The organism is Roseateles sp., from assembly GCF_052436255.1.
In the GTDB taxonomy this organism is placed as follows: Bacteria; Pseudomonadota; Gammaproteobacteria; order Burkholderiales; family Burkholderiaceae_C; genus Pelomonas.
The window spans coordinates 1-16,610 of sequence record NZ_JBQVNP010000060.1; the positions used below are offsets into that span (position 1 = coordinate 1).

Annotated in this window: 16 protein-coding genes; 12 read left to right on the forward strand and 4 right to left on the reverse strand. The window is 67.6% G+C overall.

What is annotated here, in order from left to right; all coding sequences use genetic code 11:
• Positions 1 to 128 precede the first annotated feature (128 nt).
• The 7 genes from cueR to ACT6S0_RS14800 all read left to right on the forward strand — a co-directional run bounded on the left by cueR (position 129) and on the right by ACT6S0_RS14800 (position 8,245).
• Positions 129 to 548 (forward strand): Cu(I)-responsive transcriptional regulator, encoded by a 420-nt coding sequence (cueR, locus tag ACT6S0_RS14770; RefSeq protein ID WP_444764578.1) that lies wholly within the window; start codon positions 129 to 131, stop codon positions 546 to 548.
• 76 nt (positions 549 to 624) lie between these two features.
• A complete protein-coding gene (locus ACT6S0_RS14775; protein WP_444764579.1) occupies positions 625 to 972 on the forward strand; it encodes a DUF305 domain-containing protein in 348 nt (115 codons plus the stop codon).
• A 107-nt stretch (positions 973 to 1,079) separates the two neighbouring features.
• Positions 1,080 to 1,481: a hypothetical protein gene (locus tag ACT6S0_RS14780; RefSeq protein WP_444764580.1), complete on the forward strand. Its 402-nt coding sequence runs from the start codon at positions 1,080 to 1,082 to the stop codon at positions 1,479 to 1,481.
• Between the two features lie 86 nt (positions 1,482 to 1,567).
• Complete coding sequence (locus ACT6S0_RS14785; RefSeq protein ID WP_444764581.1) at positions 1,568 to 2,857, forward strand: TolC family protein; 1,290 nt, start codon at positions 1,568 to 1,570, stop codon at positions 2,855 to 2,857.
• A gap of 5 nt (positions 2,858 to 2,862) precedes the next feature.
• Complete coding sequence (locus ACT6S0_RS14790; RefSeq protein WP_444764582.1) at positions 2,863 to 4,383, forward strand: efflux RND transporter periplasmic adaptor subunit; 1,521 nt, start codon at positions 2,863 to 2,865, stop codon at positions 4,381 to 4,383.
• A complete protein-coding gene (locus tag ACT6S0_RS14795; RefSeq protein ID WP_444764583.1) occupies positions 4,380 to 7,541 on the forward strand; it encodes an efflux RND transporter permease subunit in 3,162 nt (1,053 codons plus the stop codon). The genes ACT6S0_RS14790 and ACT6S0_RS14795 overlap by 4 nt, the downstream gene beginning before the upstream one ends.
• An 89-nt stretch (positions 7,542 to 7,630) precedes the next feature.
• Positions 7,631 to 8,245 carry a class I SAM-dependent methyltransferase gene (locus tag ACT6S0_RS14800; RefSeq protein ID WP_444764584.1) on the forward strand — a complete coding sequence of 205 codons (615 nt, stop codon included), beginning with the start codon at positions 7,631 to 7,633 and terminating at the stop codon, positions 8,243 to 8,245.
• A gap of 37 nt (positions 8,246 to 8,282) precedes the next feature.
• Here the strand turns inward: ACT6S0_RS14800 and ACT6S0_RS14805 are convergent, their stop codons facing one another.
• From ACT6S0_RS14805 to ACT6S0_RS14815, 3 genes are all read right to left on the reverse strand, one after another.
• Positions 8,283 to 8,762 carry a MerR family transcriptional regulator gene (locus ACT6S0_RS14805; protein ID WP_444764585.1) on the reverse strand — a complete coding sequence of 160 codons (480 nt, stop codon included), beginning with the start codon at positions 8,760 to 8,762 and terminating at the stop codon, positions 8,283 to 8,285.
• Positions 8,763 to 8,833: 71 nt separating this feature from the next.
• Positions 8,834 to 9,103 (reverse strand): hypothetical protein, encoded by a 270-nt coding sequence (locus ACT6S0_RS14810; protein WP_444764586.1) that lies wholly within the window; start codon positions 9,101 to 9,103, stop codon positions 8,834 to 8,836.
• 381 nt (positions 9,104 to 9,484) lie between these two features.
• Positions 9,485 to 10,417 carry a LysR family transcriptional regulator gene (locus tag ACT6S0_RS14815; protein WP_056261438.1) on the reverse strand — a complete coding sequence of 311 codons (933 nt, stop codon included), beginning with the start codon at positions 10,415 to 10,417 and terminating at the stop codon, positions 9,485 to 9,487.
• A gap of 117 nt (positions 10,418 to 10,534) precedes the next feature.
• Here ACT6S0_RS14815 and ACT6S0_RS14820 point away from each other — a divergent pair, with 117 nt between their 5' ends.
• The 3 genes from ACT6S0_RS14820 (at position 10,535) to ACT6S0_RS14830 (ending at position 13,965) form a co-directional block, all read left to right on the forward strand.
• Positions 10,535 to 11,647 carry a YeiH family protein gene (locus tag ACT6S0_RS14820; protein WP_444764587.1) on the forward strand — a complete coding sequence of 371 codons (1,113 nt, stop codon included), beginning with the start codon at positions 10,535 to 10,537 and terminating at the stop codon, positions 11,645 to 11,647.
• Positions 11,648 to 11,744: 97 nt separating this feature from the next.
• Positions 11,745 to 12,779 carry a beta-propeller fold lactonase family protein gene (locus ACT6S0_RS14825; protein WP_056261444.1) on the forward strand — a complete coding sequence of 345 codons (1,035 nt, stop codon included), beginning with the start codon at positions 11,745 to 11,747 and terminating at the stop codon, positions 12,777 to 12,779.
• 214 nt (positions 12,780 to 12,993) lie between these two features.
• Entirely contained in the window at positions 12,994 to 13,965 is a 972-nt protein-coding gene (locus ACT6S0_RS14830) for an MBL fold metallo-hydrolase (protein ID WP_235533530.1), read from the forward strand.
• Here ACT6S0_RS14830 and ACT6S0_RS14835 read toward each other — a convergent pair.
• Positions 13,947 to 14,396, reverse strand: a complete 450-nt coding sequence (locus ACT6S0_RS14835) for a hypothetical protein (protein WP_056261449.1) — start codon at positions 14,394 to 14,396, stop codon at positions 13,947 to 13,949. The two genes, ACT6S0_RS14830 and ACT6S0_RS14835, sit on opposite strands and share 19 nt — an antisense overlap.
• A gap of 181 nt (positions 14,397 to 14,577) precedes the next feature.
• Between ACT6S0_RS14835 and ACT6S0_RS14840 the strand changes: the two genes are divergently transcribed.
• Together ACT6S0_RS14840 and ACT6S0_RS14845 are read left to right on the forward strand one after the other, a co-directional pair.
• On the forward strand, positions 14,578 to 15,042 hold the full coding sequence (locus tag ACT6S0_RS14840) for a nuclear transport factor 2 family protein (protein ID WP_056261451.1): 465 nt from the start codon (positions 14,578 to 14,580) through the stop codon (positions 15,040 to 15,042).
• 162 nt (positions 15,043 to 15,204) lie between these two features.
• Positions 15,205 to 16,455, forward strand: a complete 1,251-nt coding sequence (locus tag ACT6S0_RS14845; RefSeq protein WP_056261453.1) for a hypothetical protein — start codon at positions 15,205 to 15,207, stop codon at positions 16,453 to 16,455.
• The last annotated feature ends 155 nt before the right edge of the window (positions 16,456 to 16,610 follow it).

The following is a 16,610-nucleotide window of genomic DNA, read 5'->3' on the forward strand; positions in this document are numbered from 1 at the left end:
GTCATCGGCATCCCGCTCGCCGCCTTCGGGTTGCTGAGCCCCGTCGTGGCAGCCGCCGCGATGGCCTTCAGCAGTGTCAGCGTCGTCACCAACGCGCTGATGCTGCGCAACTGGAAAGGGACTCAGCAATGAGCACGGTCAGCACAGACACCGACGGGCCTTTCAACATCGGGGAGGCCGCCGCCCGCTCCGGTGTCTCGGCCAAGATGGTGCGCCACTATGAGTCGCTCGGGTTGCTGCCCAAGGTGGGCCGCACGGACGCTGGCTACCGGCAGTACACCGGCAAGGAGATCCACACGCTGCGCTTCATCCGGCGGGCGCGTGATCTGGGCTTCAGCATGGCCGAGATCGCGGAGCTGTTGAAGCTTTGGCAGGACCGGCGCCGGGCGAGCGCCAACGTCAAGCGGATCGCCCTCACGCATGTGGCCGACCTGGACCGGCGCATGAAAGAGCTCGATGCCATGAAGCGAACGCTGGAGGGGCTGGCCGACTGCTGTCAAGGCGATCAGCGGCCGGACTGCCCGATCCTGGATGAACTCGCGGACTGAACGGAAGCGGGAGCGTGGATTGCCATCTACTGGTCGGCGGGTCATCCGCCGAAACCAGCTAGCAAGGAGCCCCCACATGAACCGTTCTCTCGCCACATCCGTCCGACTCGCCCTTTGTTCAGCCGGCCTCGTCGTCGGCTTGTGCGGCGCTGCAGCCGCTCAAACTGCCAACCATGGTTCGGACCAGATGCACAAGGACATGATGTCTGGCATGCAGCAGATGCAGGGCATGAAGATGACCGGCGACACCGACAAGGACTTCGCCATGATGATGAAGATGCATCACCAGCAAGCACTGGTGATGGCCAAGGCGGAAATCGCACATGGCAAGTCGGCAGAAATGAAGGCGATGGCCGAGAAGATCATCAAGGATCAGACCAAGGAAATTGCCAAGCTGGATGCTTGGCTGATGAAGAACAAATGAGCCGATTTCCATCTCTACGCAACGCGCTGCGGACATATGACGCAGGGCTTTGAGATGGCGCAAATCAGTGTCCGCACATCGGCAGGCTTCCTCGCTAAACTGGCGACATGAGGTTGAAGAAGGTGTCCCTGCGCTGGATCGCGAGCATGCTCGCGACCTTGCTGGTATTCCTTCAACTTGCCACGGCGGCCTATGCCTGCGCCGCGCCTCAGACGGCCGCTGGTGAATCGGCCATGGCAGCAATGTCCGACTGCGAAGCCATGGCAAGCATGGACCCTGAGCAGCCGCAGCTGTGCAAGGCGCACTGCGACCGCGACAAGCAGACGGTCAACAACGCGCCGGTGCCGGATGTGGCGCCAGCGGCCCTGCTCGACCGACTGCTCAGCCGCCTGGCGCTCTGGCTTCCGCCCGGAGCGGCCGAGGCACTGCCCGCGGTGGTTGCCGCCCATACCGGTCCGCCCGACGGCGCGCCGCCGGTCTATCTCGCCCTCCAGGTCCTCCGCATTTAGGCCCTGACGCTCGCGCTGCCGACTGTTCGGTAGCGCTCGCGTCTGCGATCACTTGATCGCTTCCAAGGCTTCTGTGGAGAGCTGTCATGGCCATCTTCCTTCGGGCGGGATCACGATCCCGCTTTCACGGCACGGGCCCATGCTCGCGCCGCACCGGCGTGGCCGTCCTGGCCACGATCTTCCTTGCCGTCGTCGGCGCGGCCAGCGCCGCACCCATCAGCTTCGAGCAGGCGCTGCTGCTTGCCGAGCAGCGTTCGGCGGCGCTGACGGCACGCCAGGCGGCCGCCGACGGCGCCCAGCAGGCACGAACCGCTGCTGGTCAGTTGCCCGACCCCAAGCTGGCCGTCGGCATCGAAAACTTCCCCGTCTCCGGCCCGGAGCGCTTCAGCTGGAACCGCGACTCAATGACGATGCGCCGGGTGGGCCTCATGCAGGACGTGCCGAACGCCGCCAGGCGGGCGGCCCAGCGGGACGCGGCGGACGCCAAGGCCGCACGCGAACGGGCGCTCCTGGAGGCCGAACGGCTGGCGGTGCGGCGCGAGGCGGCCCTGGCCTGGATGGGGCTGCATTTCGCGCAACGCCGGTTGGCTGTGTTTGCGGCGCTGGAGCAGGAGAACCGACTTCTGCAGGACACGCTGGCTGCACGCCTGGCGTCCGGCGCCGCGATGCCTGCCGACGCGCTGATGGCACGGCAGGAAACGCTGGAGCTGGCCGACCGCCGCGACGAGCTGCAGGCTGCGGCCGAGCAGGCGCGTGCCCAGCTGCGCCGCTGGACGGGCGAGCCAGCTGAGCTGTCGGCGCATGGCGAGCCGCCTGCTCTCGGGCTGGACCTGGCCCGACTGCTGGGCAGCCTGGACCGCCATGCCGATCTGCTGGCCTTCGCGCCCATGCTGGCCATGGCGCGGGCCGACGTCGAAGAGGCGACGGCCATGCGCCACGGCGACTGGGGCTGGGAGGTGGCCTACGGCAACCGCGCCCGGGCCTTTGGCGACATGGTCTCGTTCCAGCTCACCTTCGAGCTGCCGGTCTCGCGCGCCGCTCGCCAGGAACCGGTGGTGGCCTCGCGCCAGAAGGAAGTGGAGCGGCTGCAGGCCGAGCGGGAGGACGCGCTGCGCCGCGTGCGTGCCGAGGCAGACGCGCTGGTAGCCGAACTGCAGCGCGCCGAGCGGGTGCTGCAGCGCCTGCAGACCGCCGCACTGCCGCTTGCCAAAGAACGCGTGCAGGTGACCCTGGCCAGCTATCAGGCAGGCCGCGCCGATCTCGGCGCCGTGCTGACCGCGCGCAAGAGCGCCGCCGAGGTGCAACTGCGCGCCCTGGACCTCCAAGCCCAGATGCTGGCCCAGCAAGCCCGCCTGGCCTATCTCATCGCGGAGTGAACGCCATGTCGCCTCCAAAGAAGTTTTTCACGGTTGCTCTTCTCGTCGCCATTGGCGCGGGCCTTGGCTGGGGCGCCGCACAGTGGCGGCATGGTTCGGCGCCGGGTGCTGACGGCGCCGGCGGGCAAATTGCGGCCAGCCCGGCGGCCGACGACCGCAAGGTGCTCTATTGGTACGACCCCATGCTGCCGCAGCACAAGTTCGACAAGCCGGGCAAGTCGCCTTTCATGGACATGCAGCTGGTGCCGAAGTACGCCGGCGAGGCTGGCGGCGGTGGCGCCGGTGTTGAGGTCGACCCGCGCGTGGCCCAGATGCTGGGCGTGCGCACTGCGACGGCCGAGAAGCAGCGCATCGGTGCCTCCATTCAGCTGCCCGCCACCGTCCAGCTCAACGAACGCGACGTGGCGATCCTGCAAGCCCGTACGGCCGGCTTCGTGCAGCGCGTGGCCCGCCTGGCACCGGGCGATGTGGTGGCCGCAGGTGCCTTCATTGCCGAACTGCTGGTGCCCGAGTGGGCCGGCGCGCAACAGGAGTTCCTGGCCCTGCGCCGCACTGGCGACCAGGCGCTGACGGCGGCGGCGCGCCAGCGCCTGGTTCTGCTCGGCATGCCCACCTTGCTGGTGCAGCAGGTGGAGCGAACCGGCGAGGTGCAGGCGTTGACCTCGGTGCACGCGCCGACCGGTGGCCTGGTGCAGGAGCTGATGGTGCGGCCGGGGATGACGGTGTCGCAGGGCATGAGCCTGGCGCGCATCACCGGGCTGTCGACGGTCTGGCTAGAAGCGGCACTCCCCGAGGTCCAGGCGGCAACGGCGCGCGTGGGCGAGCCGGTCGAGGTGACGCTGGCCGCCTTTCCGGGGGAGACGCTGCGAGGCAAGGTCACGTCCGTGCTGCCCGAGGCCAGCAGCGAGACGCGCACGCTGCGTGTCCGGGCGGAGCTGCCCAACCCGCAGGGCCGATTGCGCGCGGGCATGTTCGCGCAGATGCGGCTGGGCGGGCGAGCGGAGGAGGCGCTGGTGGTGCCTGCCGAGGCGGTGATCCGGACCGGCGAGCGCGCGATCGTCTACGTCGTCGACCAGCCCGGGCGATTCACCCCGGTGCCGGTGCGCATCGGCCGCGAATGGGGCGACAAGCTTGAGGTGCTGGAAGGGCTGCAAGCCGGCCAGCAAGTCGTCGCCTCGGGCCAGTTCCTGATCGACTCGGAAGCCAGCATGCAAGGCCTGCTGCAGCGCCAGGCGGCCCCAAGCGCGGCGTCGGCGGCATCGGCGGCACCGCAGGTCGCTCCATCAGCTCCGGTCCATCAAGCGGAGGGACGAATCGTCGGGCTCACGGCGCAGGAAGTGACCCTCGACCATGGCCCCGTGCCGAGTCTGAAGTGGCCGGCCATGCAGATGGGCTTCAAGATCGCGCAGCCGGGGCTGGTCGACGGCTTCAAGGCCGGCGATACGGTGCGGTTCACCTTCAGGGAGAGCGCCGAGGGCTATGAAGTCACGGGCGTTCAGCGCGAACGCCAAGGGGGCGCCCGATGATTGCCGCCGTGATCCGCTGGTCGGTTGGCAACCGCTTCCTGGTGCTGTTGGCCACGCTGTTCCTGGCCGTCGCCGGCGTGCTGTCACTGCGCTCGACGCCTATCGATGCTCTGCCCGACCTGTCCGACGTGCAGGTCATCATCCGCACCAGCTACCCGGGCCAGGCACCACAGATCGTCGAGAACCAGGTCACCTATCCGCTGGCCACCACCATGCTTTCGGTGCCCGGCGCCAAGGTGGTGCGGGCGTTCTCGTTCTTCGGCGACTCCTTCGTCTACGTGCTCTTCGAGGACGGCACGGACCTGTACTGGGCACGCTCGCGCGTGCTGGAGTACCTCAGCCAGGTGCAGGCGCGGCTGCCGGCAACGGCCAAGCCGTCGCTCGGGCCTGATGCGACTGGCGTGGGCTGGGTGTTCCAGTACGCCCTGGTGGACCGGACGGGCAAGCATGACCTGTCGCAGCTGCGCGCCCTGCAGGACTGGTTTCTGAAGTTCGAACTGAAGTCGGTGGCCGACGTGGCCGAGGTGGCCACGGTGGGCGGCATGGTCAAGCAGTACCAGGTCGTGATGGACCCCGCCAAGCTGTTCGCCTACGGCATCACGCACAGCCAGGTGCGCGAAGCGCTGATGAACGGCAACCAGGAGGCCGGCGGCGGGGTGCTGGAACTGGCCGAGGCGGAGTACATGGTGCGCGCGAGTGGCTTCCTGAAGTCGCTGGACGATTTCCGCAGCATCGTGCTGGCCAGCCGCAACGGCGTGCCTGTGCTGCTCGGCCAAGTCGCCACGGTGCAGACCGGCCCGGAGATGCGCCGCGGCATCAGCGAGCTGGACGGCGAAGGCGAAGCCGTGGGCGGCGTGGTGATCCTGCGCACCGGCAGGAACGCCCAGGCGGCGATTGCCGCAGTCAAGGACAAGCTCAAGCAGTTGCAAGCCAGCCTGCCCAAGGGTGTCGAGATCGCCACGACCTACGACCGCAGCTCGCTGATCGAGCGGGCCATCGAGAACCTGGCGACCAAGCTGGTCGAGGAGTTCATCGTCGTGGCGCTGGTCTGCGTCGCCTTCCTGTGGCACTTGCGGTCGGCGCTGGTGGCCATCATCTCGCTGCCGCTGGGCGTGATGGCGGCCTTTCTTGTCATGCAGCAACAGGGGCTGAACGCCAACATCATGTCGCTCGGCGGCATTGCGATTGCCATCGGCGCGATGGTGGACGCAGCCGTCGTGATGATCGAGAACGCACACAAGAAGCTGGAGGCCTGGCAGCACGCTCACCCCGGCGAAGAGCTGCAAGGCGAAGCGCGCTGGGCCGTCATCACCGACGCGGCCGTGGAGGTGGGCCCGGCGCTGTTCTTCTCGCTGATGATCATCACGCTGTCCTTCGTGCCCGTGTTCACCTTGCAGGCGCAGGAGGGCCGGCTGTTCGGGCCGCTGGCCTTCACCAAGACCTATGCGATGGCTGCCGCGGCCGGCTTGTCGGTCACGCTGATCCCGGTGCTGATGGGCTACTGGATACGCGGGCGCATCCCGGACGAGCAACGCAACCCCATCACGCGCGGCCTGATCGCGCTGTACCGGCCCGCGCTGGAGTGGGTGCTGCACTGGCCCAAGCTCACCTTGGTGCTGGCAGTCGCCTTGTTTGCAACCACCGCCTGGCCGCTGATGCGCCTCGGCGGCGAGTTCCTGCCGCCGCTGGACGAGGGCGACCTGCTCTACATGCCGTCGGCGCTGCCGGGGCTGTCGGCGCAGAAGGCGGCGGAACTGCTGCAGATCACCGACCGCATGATCAAGACCGTGCCAGAGGTGCAACGGGTCTTCGGCAAAGCCGGCCGCGCGGAGACCGCAACCGACCCCGCGCCGATGGAGATGTTCGAGACCACGGTTCAGCTCAAGCCGCGCGACCAATGGCGCCCAGGCATGACGCCCGAGAAGCTCGTCGAGGAACTCGACCGCGCGGTCAGGGTGCCCGGTCTTTCCAACATCTGGATCCCGCCCATCCGCAACCGCATCGACATGCTGGCCACCGGCATCAAGAGCCCGATTGGCGTGAAGGTATCGGCCACCGACCCGGCCGCCATCGACCGGGTGGCCGCGCAGGTGGAGTCGGTCGCCAAGACCATCCCTGGCATCAGCTCCGCACTGGCGGAGCGGCTGACGGGCGGCCGCTACGTCGACGTGCAGATCGACCGCTCGGCCGCGGCGCGCTACGGCATGAACGTGAGCGACGTGCAGGCGGTGGTGTCCGGCGCCATCGGCGGCGAGAACGTCGGCGAGACGGTCGAGGGGCTGGCACGCTTCCCGATCAACCTGCGCTATCCGCGCGAGCTGCGCGACACGCCGGAGAAGCTGCGCAACCTGCCGGTGCTGACGCCGTCCGGCCAGCAGGTGACGCTCGGCTCGCTGGCCACGGTGGCCATCGTCGACGGGCCGCCCATGCTCAAGAGCGAGAACGCCCGCCCGTCGGGCTGGGTCTACATCGACGTGCGCGGCCGCGACATTGCCGCAGTCGTCGGGGATCTGCGGCGCGCGGTGGCCGGGCAGGTGAAGCTGGAGCCCGGCATGAGCCTGGCGTACTCCGGCCAGTTCGAATACATGGAGCGGGCCAACGAGCGGTTGAAGGTGGTCGTGCCGGCGACGCTGCTCATCATCTTCGTGCTGCTGTACCTGACCTTCCGCCGCGCTGATGAAGCCACGCTCATCATGGCGACCTTGCCGCTGGCGCTGACCGGCGGGGTCTGGTTCCTCTACCTGCTCGGCTACAACCTGTCCGTGGCAACCGGCGTGGGGTTCATCGCGCTTGCTGGCGTATCGGCCGAGTTCGGCGTGGTGATGCTGCTGTATCTGAAGCACGCGCTGGAAGACCGGGTGCGCGCTGGCATGCCCATCACCCACGCGGTCCTGCTTGACGCCGTCCGCGAGGGGGCGGTGCTGCGCGTACGCCCGAAAGCGATGACGGTGGCCGTGATCCTCGCCGGCCTCCTGCCCATCGTCTGGGGCTCGGGCACCGGGTCCGAAGTCATGAGCCGGATCGCAGCACCGATGCTGGGCGGCATGGTGACGGCACCGCTGCTGTCGCTGTTCGTCGTGCCGGCAGCGTTCTCGCTGATGCGTGGGCGGCTTGGCGCACCTCGCAAAGATTCAGGCGGAGGCTTGCGCGAGTCTTAGGGCCTGCCCAACCGACAAGGCCGTACTGTCGCGGCGGTGATCGCATGGCTACAGTGCGGGACTGCGAATTACGCATCGCGAGGGGTCGAATGAGCAAATCTCACTGGGACAACGTCTACGGCAGCAAAGCCGCGGATGCCGTCAGCTGGTATGCGCCCCATTTGGCCGAGTCGCTGGTCTATATCCAGCGCACAGCCGTCGGCAAGGCGGCTTCCATCATCGATGTGGGCGGCGGCGAGTCGACGCTGGTCGACGACCTGCTCGATGCCGGCTACACCGGGGTCACCGTCCTCGATATCTCGGACAAGGCGCTTGAGGTCTGTCGCGGCCGGCTTGCCGAGCGAGCCGCACAGGTCAAGTGGTTGGCGGCGGACATCCTGCAGCACCGCTTCGCCCGGCATTCGCTTGACGTTTGGCACGACCGCGCCGTCTTCCACTTTCTCACCGACCCGGCGCAGCGCCAAGCCTATGTGCAGCAGGTGACGCACGCGTTGAAGCCGGGCGGATTCGCCATCGTCGGCACTTTCGGCCCCGAGGGTCCCACGCAATGCAGCGGGCTTTCTGTCGCTCGCTACTCGCCGGATGGACTGCACGGTGAGTTCGGAGGGCGGTTTCAGCTGCTGGACCACGGTGTGTCCATCCATCGCACGCCTTGGGATACCGCCCAGCAGTTCGTCTACTGCTATTGCCGGCTGGAGCAATGAAACGGGTCGGCAGCGGCAAACGGTAGGCCGCTAAGCATCAGTTCCGGCCAGCACAACAGGGCCGGGCGTCGAGCACGGAAAGACCTCCGGCAGCAGCCGACAGGTCCTCCAGGATGTTGCAGTCGAGAGCCGCGCCGCCAGCGCATGCGCTGTCGCAGCCCTTGACGAACCGGGCCATGCTGGCCTCAAGCGTCTGGAGTTCTGCCAGCCGTTGACGCACCTGGGCCAGGTGCCGCCCCGCAATGTCGCGCACCTCTATGCAGGGGCGTTCTGGCTCGTCCACTAAGCCCACAAGCTCGCGGACTTGTTCGATGGAGAAGCCGAAGTCGCGGCAGCGCCGGATGAAGCTTAGGCGGCGAACGGCGGCTTCGCCGTAGACGCGCCGCCCCGCATCCGTACGCGGCCCGGACGGCAGCAGGCCGATCTCCTCGTAGTAGCGGATGGTCGGTACCGAACATCCGGTTTGCCGCGCGACGACGCCAATCGTGCGAGTCAGGAGCGTGGGCGAATTGTTCATGCGCCCAGCTTAGCGGCTGAAGCCGCAGCCCCGGCCCGGCCGGCAGCACAGTTGGACGCGATCGCGACGGATCAGCGCGCTGCATCGCAACCTGCCGCCGTGCAACTTGCGGCACAACCACACGTCGACGTGCGAAGTGCTCGTCGGCGCTTCCACCAGTAAACGCCGAAGGCTGCGCCGGCAAGCAGGACGAGGGCGCCAGCAAAGGGCAGCAACTCATCCGCGCAGGCGACAAGAACGCCGCCCAATGCGGCGAGGCCTCCGGCGGCAGCAATCAGGGGAATGGCGCAGCAGGCAGCGCATGCAGCGCCCAGGCCGAGGGTGAGCTTCCAGGTTTTCATGAGGACCGTAGGGCGCCAGATTGGTTGCGCTGGCGCGCAAGGGCCGTTAAGCACTTAGCGAGGGTCGCGCCATAGGGTCGGTCGAACGTGTCCATGAGTTGTTGCGACTGGCCTGCGCGCGCGCCAGTGCTGTTGCCCGCGCACAGACTGTTCCATCGCGACTGGTTTGCCGGGAAGCGGCCTATCGTCAGTACCGGCACCCGGCCACAAGCAGCCGTTGGGTGGTGCGTCCGGAAGCGGACGTCGATTACCCAGACCAGCTCATTGCATCAAAGCTTCGATCAATGGGCAGGTGGGCGGAGCGGGCGTCGGCGCCTAGCTGAAGGGTAATCGCGTGTCGCCGAGGGCTGAACCTTCGACATGCGAAGCGGGGCCGGGACGTTAGCGGGCAGCCCCAGCGGTCGCATCTGCCTGGGCGATGAACGCCAGCAACGCGGGCGTCGACTGCTTCTGGCGATGCACAACCAGATGACATTGCCGAAGCTGCCGCGGCAATGTCGTGGCGACGCGGCACAGACGTCCGGCCTCCAGCGCATCGTTCACTACCCAGGCGGACAGGCAGGCCACCCCCAACCCTTCCTGAGCGGCACGCTGGATGGCTTCCGAACTGCCCAGCTCGATGCTCCGCCGGTAAGAGCGCAGGTGGGGCAGCAGGCTCTGGTCGGTCGCTTCGCGTGTGCCTGAGCCCGATTCGCGCACCAGCCACACCGCCTCACGCAGCGTGCGCTGGGGAATGCGCTCGCCTGCCGTACTCGACCGGGCCAGCGCACTGTCGGGTGCAGCCACGACCACCATCTCGTCTTGGAGCCAGGGCGTGACCACCAGCGCTGGCTGGTGGCAGGGCCCCTCGATCAGTCCCACGTCGAGTTCGAATGCGGCCACGGCATCGCAGATGGCGGCGGTGTTTCCGATCACGACCTTCGATCGCCAGGCGGCGGCGCTGCCAGGTTGCTGGGCCCCCATGAAGCCGGCGAGCAGCTTTGGCAACACGTAGTTGCCGATCGTCGTGCTGGCGCCGATGCGCAGCGACTGCGCCTGCGCGCTGCCGTCGCGCGACATCTGCTCGATGCCGGCGGCGCCATCCAGCAAAGCCAAAGCCCGCGGCAAGAGCGTGCGGCCGTTGTCGTTCAGCAGCAGGCGCTTGCCGACGCGGTCGAACAGGCGCAGCGACAGCAAGCGTTCCAGTTCGTTAACGGCCGAACTGGTGGCCGATTGCGATAGCGCGATCTCAGCGCTGGCCGCCGTGGTGCTGCCGCTGCGAGCCACTGCCACGAAGATCTGCAACTGGCGCAGCGTGAGCCGCAGTACATCCATCGGGGTTGCCTCTATCTAGCGATTCGGTCGTTTGATCTTACGCAGATAACCCGTTGGACCGATCACAAGCCAAGTCCGAGACTCGCCTTCATTCCCTCCTCTTGCCTGAAAACCCGCATGACCACCACCGCATTTCGACGCACCACAGAGTCTTCAGCCGCCACGCCGCGCGCCTGGACCCGCCTGCTTCCCGGCCTGGCCCTGAGCGGCGCGCTGGCCGCTGCCGGCGTGGCGCTGGGCCGCATCGGCTGGCTGCAGGACCACGGCTTCAGTGCGCTGACGCTGGCCATCGTGCTGGGCATGATCGTCGGCAACACGGTCTATCCGCTGGTCCCGCGCCTGGCCGCGGCCAGCGGTGCCGGCGTCAACGTCTCCAAGCAGAACCTGCTGCGCCTGGGCGTGGTGCTGTACGGCCTGCGGCTGACGGTGCAGGACATCGGCCATGTCGGCATCGCCGGCGTCGCCATCGACGCGCTGGTGCTGGGCTCGACCTTCGCGCTGGCCTGCTTCATCGGCACGCGCTGGCTGGGCCTGGACCGCAAGACGGCGATGCTGATCGGCGCCGGCAGTTCCATCTGCGGTGCCGCCGCGGTGATGGCCGCCGAGCCGGAGGTCAAGGCGCGCGCCGAGCAGGTCACGGTGGCCGTCGCCACGGTTGTGGTGTTTGGAACGCTGGCCATCTTCCTGTACCCCGCGCTGTTCCAGCTGAACCAGCACTTGGAGCTGATTCCGGGCGGTGCCAACGGCTTCGGCATCTATGCGGGCTCGACCATCCACGAGGTGGCTCAGGTGGTGGCTGCGGCACGGTCGGTGGGCCCGGATGCGGCCAACTCGGCCGTCATCGCGAAGATGGTGCGCGTGATGATGCTCGCACCCTTCCTGGTGATGCTGTCGGCCTGGCTGGCGCGCGACGACAAACGCCACGCCAACACGTCGACCGCAACCGACCAGGCCAAAGGCAAGCTCGCCGTGCCCTGGTTTGCCTTCGGCTTCGTCGCGGTGGTGTTGTTCAACTCGCTGCAGTGGCTGCCGGCCTCGGTGGTGGCGGTGACGACCGAGATCGACACCGCGCTGCTGGCCATGGCCATGGCCGCGCTCGGCCTGGCCACGCATTTCGGTGCCATTCGCAAGGCAGGGGCCAAGCCGCTGCTGCTGGCGCTGATCCTGTTCGGCTGGCTGATCGTCGGCGGTGCATTGATCAACCGCTGGGTGCCGGCCCTGCTGGGCTGAGGCCTCGAATTCACGGCCCGACGGAATATGCCGCCGGCCGTCAACGTCCACCAAAGCGAACCTGTTTCCCTTTTCATCCCTCCACGAAAGACATCCCATGAACACCTTCTTCCGCACCACCGCGCTGGCCTTGTGCAGCACCTTCGTCCTGGTGGCGGCCAGCCTGCCCGCAGGCGCCGCAGAAGCCACCCCGGCCCGCGTCACCTTCGACGGCCAGATCCGCAACAACTCGCTGGCGCTAAGCCCCGACGAGGCCACCGCCGTCGTGTCCTACAGCGAACGGCCCGATGTCATCGTCTACGACCTGGCCACCGGCGCCGTGCGCGGTGTGCTGCGCGGCTACGTCACGCCGCGCAACATCGTCTTCGCGCCCGACGGCAAGAGCTTCTATGTCTCCGACAGCAGCCTGGGCACGGTGACGCGCCTGGACACCACCACGCTCAAGCCGCTGGCCACCGCGTCGACGCTGGCGGCCGGCCCCGGCGCCTTCGGCACCGCGCTCAGCAAGGACGGCAGCGCGCTGTACGTCAACAACCAGGCCAGCAGCACCGTGACGCGACTGGACACCGCCAGCGGGCAGGCCAAGGCCGTGATCACCGGCTTTGCGCAGCCGCGCCAGGGCGTGCGCCTGAGCCCGGACGGCAGCAAGCTCTACGTCACCAACTTCCTGGGCGACAAGGTCACCATCGTCGACACGCAGACCGACAAGATCGAGGGCGAGATCGCGGGCTTCAACAAGATCCGCGCCATCTCGGTCACCGCCGACGGCAAGACCCTGTTCGCGGCCAACAGCGGCAGCAACGACATCGCGGTGGTGGACATCGGTGCGCGCCGCGTCACCAGTACCGTGCCGGTGGGCCGCGACCCCTACGGCGCTGCGCTCACGCCGGATGGCCGCTTCGTCTACTCGGGCAACCTGGCCGACAACACGGTGTCGGTGATCGACGTGGCCACGTTGAAGGTGGTCGCCACCATCGCCGGATTCAAGCAGCCGCGCCAGGCCATCGTGTTCACGCGCGACGGCCGCACAGCCTATGTGCTGAACGAGGACCTGAGCATCTCCAAGGTCGAGCGCGCCGGGCAGCGCATCGTCGCCACGGTGGCCGCACCGCAGGCGTTGACAGCGTACTGAATCGCCGGCCCACGGCCCAGAATGAAGCGCCCGAGCCGGCGGCCGCCGATCAGCGTGACTCCGCGCTCAAGGAACTTGGAAACGTCGTTCGCGGCACCGGCCGCATCCGCGCTCAATCCCCGATCTTGGGCTGTCAGAGGATCTTTCGCCGTGCGACCAAGCCCAAGGCTTTCCGCTTCCGGCTGGCCTTGCTGCCCCCCGCATAAAGGACCGAATGAAGACGCTTACCAACCCTTGCCGGCGCCGATGGGCGTCGCTCTGCCTGGCCTTGTGCACGCTGCCCGCGGCGTTCTCAGCTCATGCCCAGACGGCTGCCCCGCCTGCGCTGGAACTGGTGGTGCTGGGCTCGGGCGGCCCGGGTGCCACCGGCCGCGCGGGTTCGGCCTATGCCGTGCTGGTGGACGGCGTGGCGCGGGTCTTCGTCGACGCCGGCCCGGGCTCTTTCGTGCGCCTGGGCGAAGCCAAGCTGGCGCTGGGCCGGGCCGACATCGTGCTTCTGACGCACCTGCATGTGGACCACGCTGGCGGACTGCCGGGGCTGTTCAAGGCCCGTGCGGTGTCCAGCCGCGGACCGGTCGAATTCAAGATTTTCGGGCCGGCAGGGCGGCGTGCGGTCAACGCCGACGACGCTGACTTCCCCGCCACCAGCCGCTTCATCGACCTCTTGTTCGGCAAGCAGGGCGCCTTCGGCTACCTGAAGGACTTCTCGGCGCCGCTGCGCTTTCAAGTGAACGACATCGACGCACCCGCCACGGCGTCAGCCCTGCCCGAAGTGCGCACGGTGTTCGATGAGGGCGGCCTGCGCATCAGCGCCGTGGCCGGCCACCACCGCGACGCACCGGCGGTGGTCTACCGCATCGACCACGCCGGCAAGAGCATCACCTTCAGCGGCGACATCGACGCCAGCGGGCTGGCGGGTCTGCGGCGAATCGCCCAAGGCACCAGCCTGCTGGTCTTCAACAGCGTGGTGCTCGACCCACCCGGCTCGCCCGACGTGCTGTACACCTTGCACACGCCACCCAAGGCCATCGGCGAAGTGGCTGATGCGGTGCGCGCCGGCCAGCTGCTGCTGAGCCACTTGTCGCCCGCGCTCGACGCGCAGCGTGACGCTGTGAAGGCGTCGATCACTGCGCACTATGCCGGCGGGGTGGTGTTTGCGCAAGACGGTCAGCGGCTGGCGCCCTGAGGCGCGCAGCCGCCGGCGATAGTGGCGGTACCAGCCCCGAGTTCGACGCCCGTGCCTACCGACCCCACGAAGGTGATCACGCGAGCCATGCCGTCGGGCCACAGGAACACGGCGGCGTCGAACTTCATGCGCTGGCCGACCGATGGGCTGCCGCTCACGAAACCTTCGGTGCCGACACCGCGGTCCAGGCCCCGCAAGTAGAAGGCGCCCGCCGTGGTGCCGAGGGCGTCGGCAAAGGTGCCCGAGAAGCTGAAGGTGTCGCTGGCCGGGTCGTAGCCGGCGAACGCGCTCGCCACATCCACGTCGCCGTTCTGCGGACCGATGTACGTGGGCAGTAGGTCGCCAATGGGGTCGGTGATGCCTTGCGCCAGCGCACCGGTCGCGGCGGTGAACAAGCTGGCCAGCAGCAGGAAGGTCAGGGTTCGCTTCATCGGAGCAATTGGTGGAGCGTGTCGGGCGGGTCAACTGCCGATGGCGTGACAGAAAAAGTTTTTGCGTGGGCCGGAATAGACCGCCTGCCGGCGCCGTCTGCCCTTGTGTCGGGACCTCATGGACCCTTCATCCACCACCGACCACCCCTCACTTCACCTCAAGCCTTCAACGGAGCCCTCCATGTTCAAGACATTCGCCTTTGCCGCCACTGCCCTGACGCTTGCCGCTGGCAGCGCCTTCGCCGCCCCTTCCGACGACGCCCGCACGCACTTCCAGGCCATCGCTTCGGGCGACACCCAGATCGTGATGCGCGCCTACGCCGACCATGCCCAGCTGAACTGGGTCGGCGGCCCGCTGGACGGCACCTACGCCACCACCGACGCCATCCGCGGCACCTGGGAAAAGTTCGGCAAGGCCGTCGGCCCGCTGAAGCTCACCATCGGCTCCATCGAAGAATCGGCCAACCCCAAGGGCTCGACGGTCTCCGCCAACGTCGTCTTCGAAGGCAAGCAGCCGATCAAGGTGCGTTACGTGCTGACCTACCGCGAAGGCAAGATCGTCAGCGAAACGTGGCAGATCGACCCCAAGCTGAACGTCGCCCTGGCAGCCACTGCCGAAACCGCCGGTAAGACCGCGACCTACTGATCCACCAGCGCCGCGCCGCACCGGGCCAGACCGGGGGCGGTGCGCACCTGCGTCGTTCGGGTTCATTCCCCGCAGTTGACAACGGAATACCCGCAAGCACCCGTGCGTCGACCTGTTTGAAGTGGTTGACGCACTGCTCACCCGTCCACCCAGGAGCTCCCCATGCGACACCCGCTTTCCAAACTTTCGGCTGTGCTGATGCACGCTGCTCTCGCGGCCGCGGCAGGCCTTGCTTCACTGCCCGGCCACGCCGCAGACGGCGCTGAATCCCTGACCTATACCAACATCACCAAGATACGCGACGGCATGGGCGCACGGGGCGACCTCGCACCGATCGCACGCATCGTCTCGCCTCTGGCGGATGCGCAGATCGTGCCGGGAGAAGGCCGCATTGGCGCAGGCAGCGTGAATGGCACCGGCTTCGTGCTGAACATCGAGGTCGTCACGCGCGACGCGACGCCGGTCGCCGCGAAAGAATCGCTCAACATCAGAAACACCGCGCTGCTCGGCCAGGTCAACCCGAACATTCCGGGCCTCTATGTCTTCCTCGACACCGACCTCGTCAAGCCCGACGGTGGCGTGATCCCGAAGAACACCAACCTGGCGAACCTCTTCAACATCCTGGGCACCGACGACACGCCCGGCGCGGGCGTGACGATGTGGCTGGGCTGGCACGTGCTTGAATCGCTGCCGCTCGACACGAACCGCTTCAACATCACCACCGCCGTGGTCGACACCGCCGGTCGGATCGGATTCGACCGGGTCTCGATGGCGGTGCTGCGCGGCGGTATCACATCGGGGCAGGCACTGACGCCCCTTCCGATCGATGTGTTCGATGACGGCATCGACGACGCGGACGGACCGGAGGTGACGATGATTGCGCCCCGCGTGCCGTCGCGTGTGTCACCTGGGCCGCAAACCGGCAATCCGACGCCGCCTGCGAATGCATCGCTGTTCTTCATTCAAGTGGCGGCGCTGGACCGCTCGCGTCACGGCATCGGCGTCAGCGAAAACGGCCAGGGCACGGCGGCCCGCTCGGTGTTGGGAACCATCCTGGATGGCAGCCAGATCCAGAACCCGATCACGCATCCCAGCAACGGCACGAACCGCAATTTCCCGGGTCTGAACGTGACCTTCGACGTGCCCTTGCGTCAGCCCAACGGCAACGTGGTGCCGGCGGGCTCGAACCTGGCGCCGATCTTCAACGTTGCCGGCAGCGAGCTGGACGCTGACGGCTATGTCGTGACGACGGCCGATTGGGTGGTGGGGGGATCGCTCCTGATGCCTGCGGGCAAGCGTTCGGTCACGATCACCGCCCGGGTCACCGACAACGCCAACCGCACCCGCAGCGTCAGCCACGTCGTGGGCATCAGCCCGGTCGAGAACGGCCAAAACCTGACGCCCGCACCCTGAGAACGAGGCCGCGCGGCTCCGACCATGGAGCCGCGCTGGACGCACAGGGCAGCGGCAGCCTGCCACCCTGCACAACCAACACCCCATCTTTTTTTCACGCCTGCGGAATAAAAGGCCTGAGCGTGCCGTCTGCCCCGATGTGAGCAACATCTCAC

Coding starts and splice junctions, on each gene's coding strand:
- ACT6S0_RS14800 (WP_444764584.1), top strand. CDS start 7,631: ATGAGCAAATCTCACTGGGACAACGTCTACGGCAGCAAAGCCGCGGAT.
- ACT6S0_RS14795 (WP_444764583.1), top strand. CDS start 4,380: ATGATTGCCGCCGTGATCCGCTGGTCGGTTGGCAACCGCTTCCTGGTG.
- ACT6S0_RS14775 (WP_444764579.1), top strand. CDS start 625: ATGAACCGTTCTCTCGCCACATCCGTCCGACTCGCCCTTTGTTCAGCC.
- ACT6S0_RS14815 (WP_056261438.1), bottom strand. CDS start 10,417: ATGGATGTACTGCGGCTCACGCTGCGCCAGTTGCAGATCTTCGTGGCA.
- ACT6S0_RS14805 (WP_444764585.1), bottom strand. CDS start 8,762: ATGAACAATTCGCCCACGCTCCTGACTCGCACGATTGGCGTCGTCGCG.
- ACT6S0_RS14840 (WP_056261451.1), top strand. CDS start 14,578: ATGTTCAAGACATTCGCCTTTGCCGCCACTGCCCTGACGCTTGCCGCT.
- ACT6S0_RS14790 (WP_444764582.1), top strand. CDS start 2,863: ATGTCGCCTCCAAAGAAGTTTTTCACGGTTGCTCTTCTCGTCGCCATT.
- ACT6S0_RS14845 (WP_056261453.1), top strand. CDS start 15,205: ATGCGACACCCGCTTTCCAAACTTTCGGCTGTGCTGATGCACGCTGCT.
- ACT6S0_RS14810 (WP_444764586.1), bottom strand. CDS start 9,103: ATGAAAACCTGGAAGCTCACCCTCGGCCTGGGCGCTGCATGCGCTGCC.
- ACT6S0_RS14820 (WP_444764587.1), top strand. CDS start 10,535: ATGACCACCACCGCATTTCGACGCACCACAGAGTCTTCAGCCGCCACG.
- cueR (WP_444764578.1), top strand. CDS start 129: ATGAGCACGGTCAGCACAGACACCGACGGGCCTTTCAACATCGGGGAG.
- ACT6S0_RS14780 (WP_444764580.1), top strand. CDS start 1,080: ATGAGGTTGAAGAAGGTGTCCCTGCGCTGGATCGCGAGCATGCTCGCG.
- ACT6S0_RS14785 (WP_444764581.1), top strand. CDS start 1,568: ATGGCCATCTTCCTTCGGGCGGGATCACGATCCCGCTTTCACGGCACG.
- ACT6S0_RS14835 (WP_056261449.1), bottom strand. CDS start 14,396: ATGAAGCGAACCCTGACCTTCCTGCTGCTGGCCAGCTTGTTCACCGCC.
- ACT6S0_RS14830 (WP_235533530.1), top strand. CDS start 12,994: ATGAAGACGCTTACCAACCCTTGCCGGCGCCGATGGGCGTCGCTCTGC.
- ACT6S0_RS14825 (WP_056261444.1), top strand. CDS start 11,745: ATGAACACCTTCTTCCGCACCACCGCGCTGGCCTTGTGCAGCACCTTC.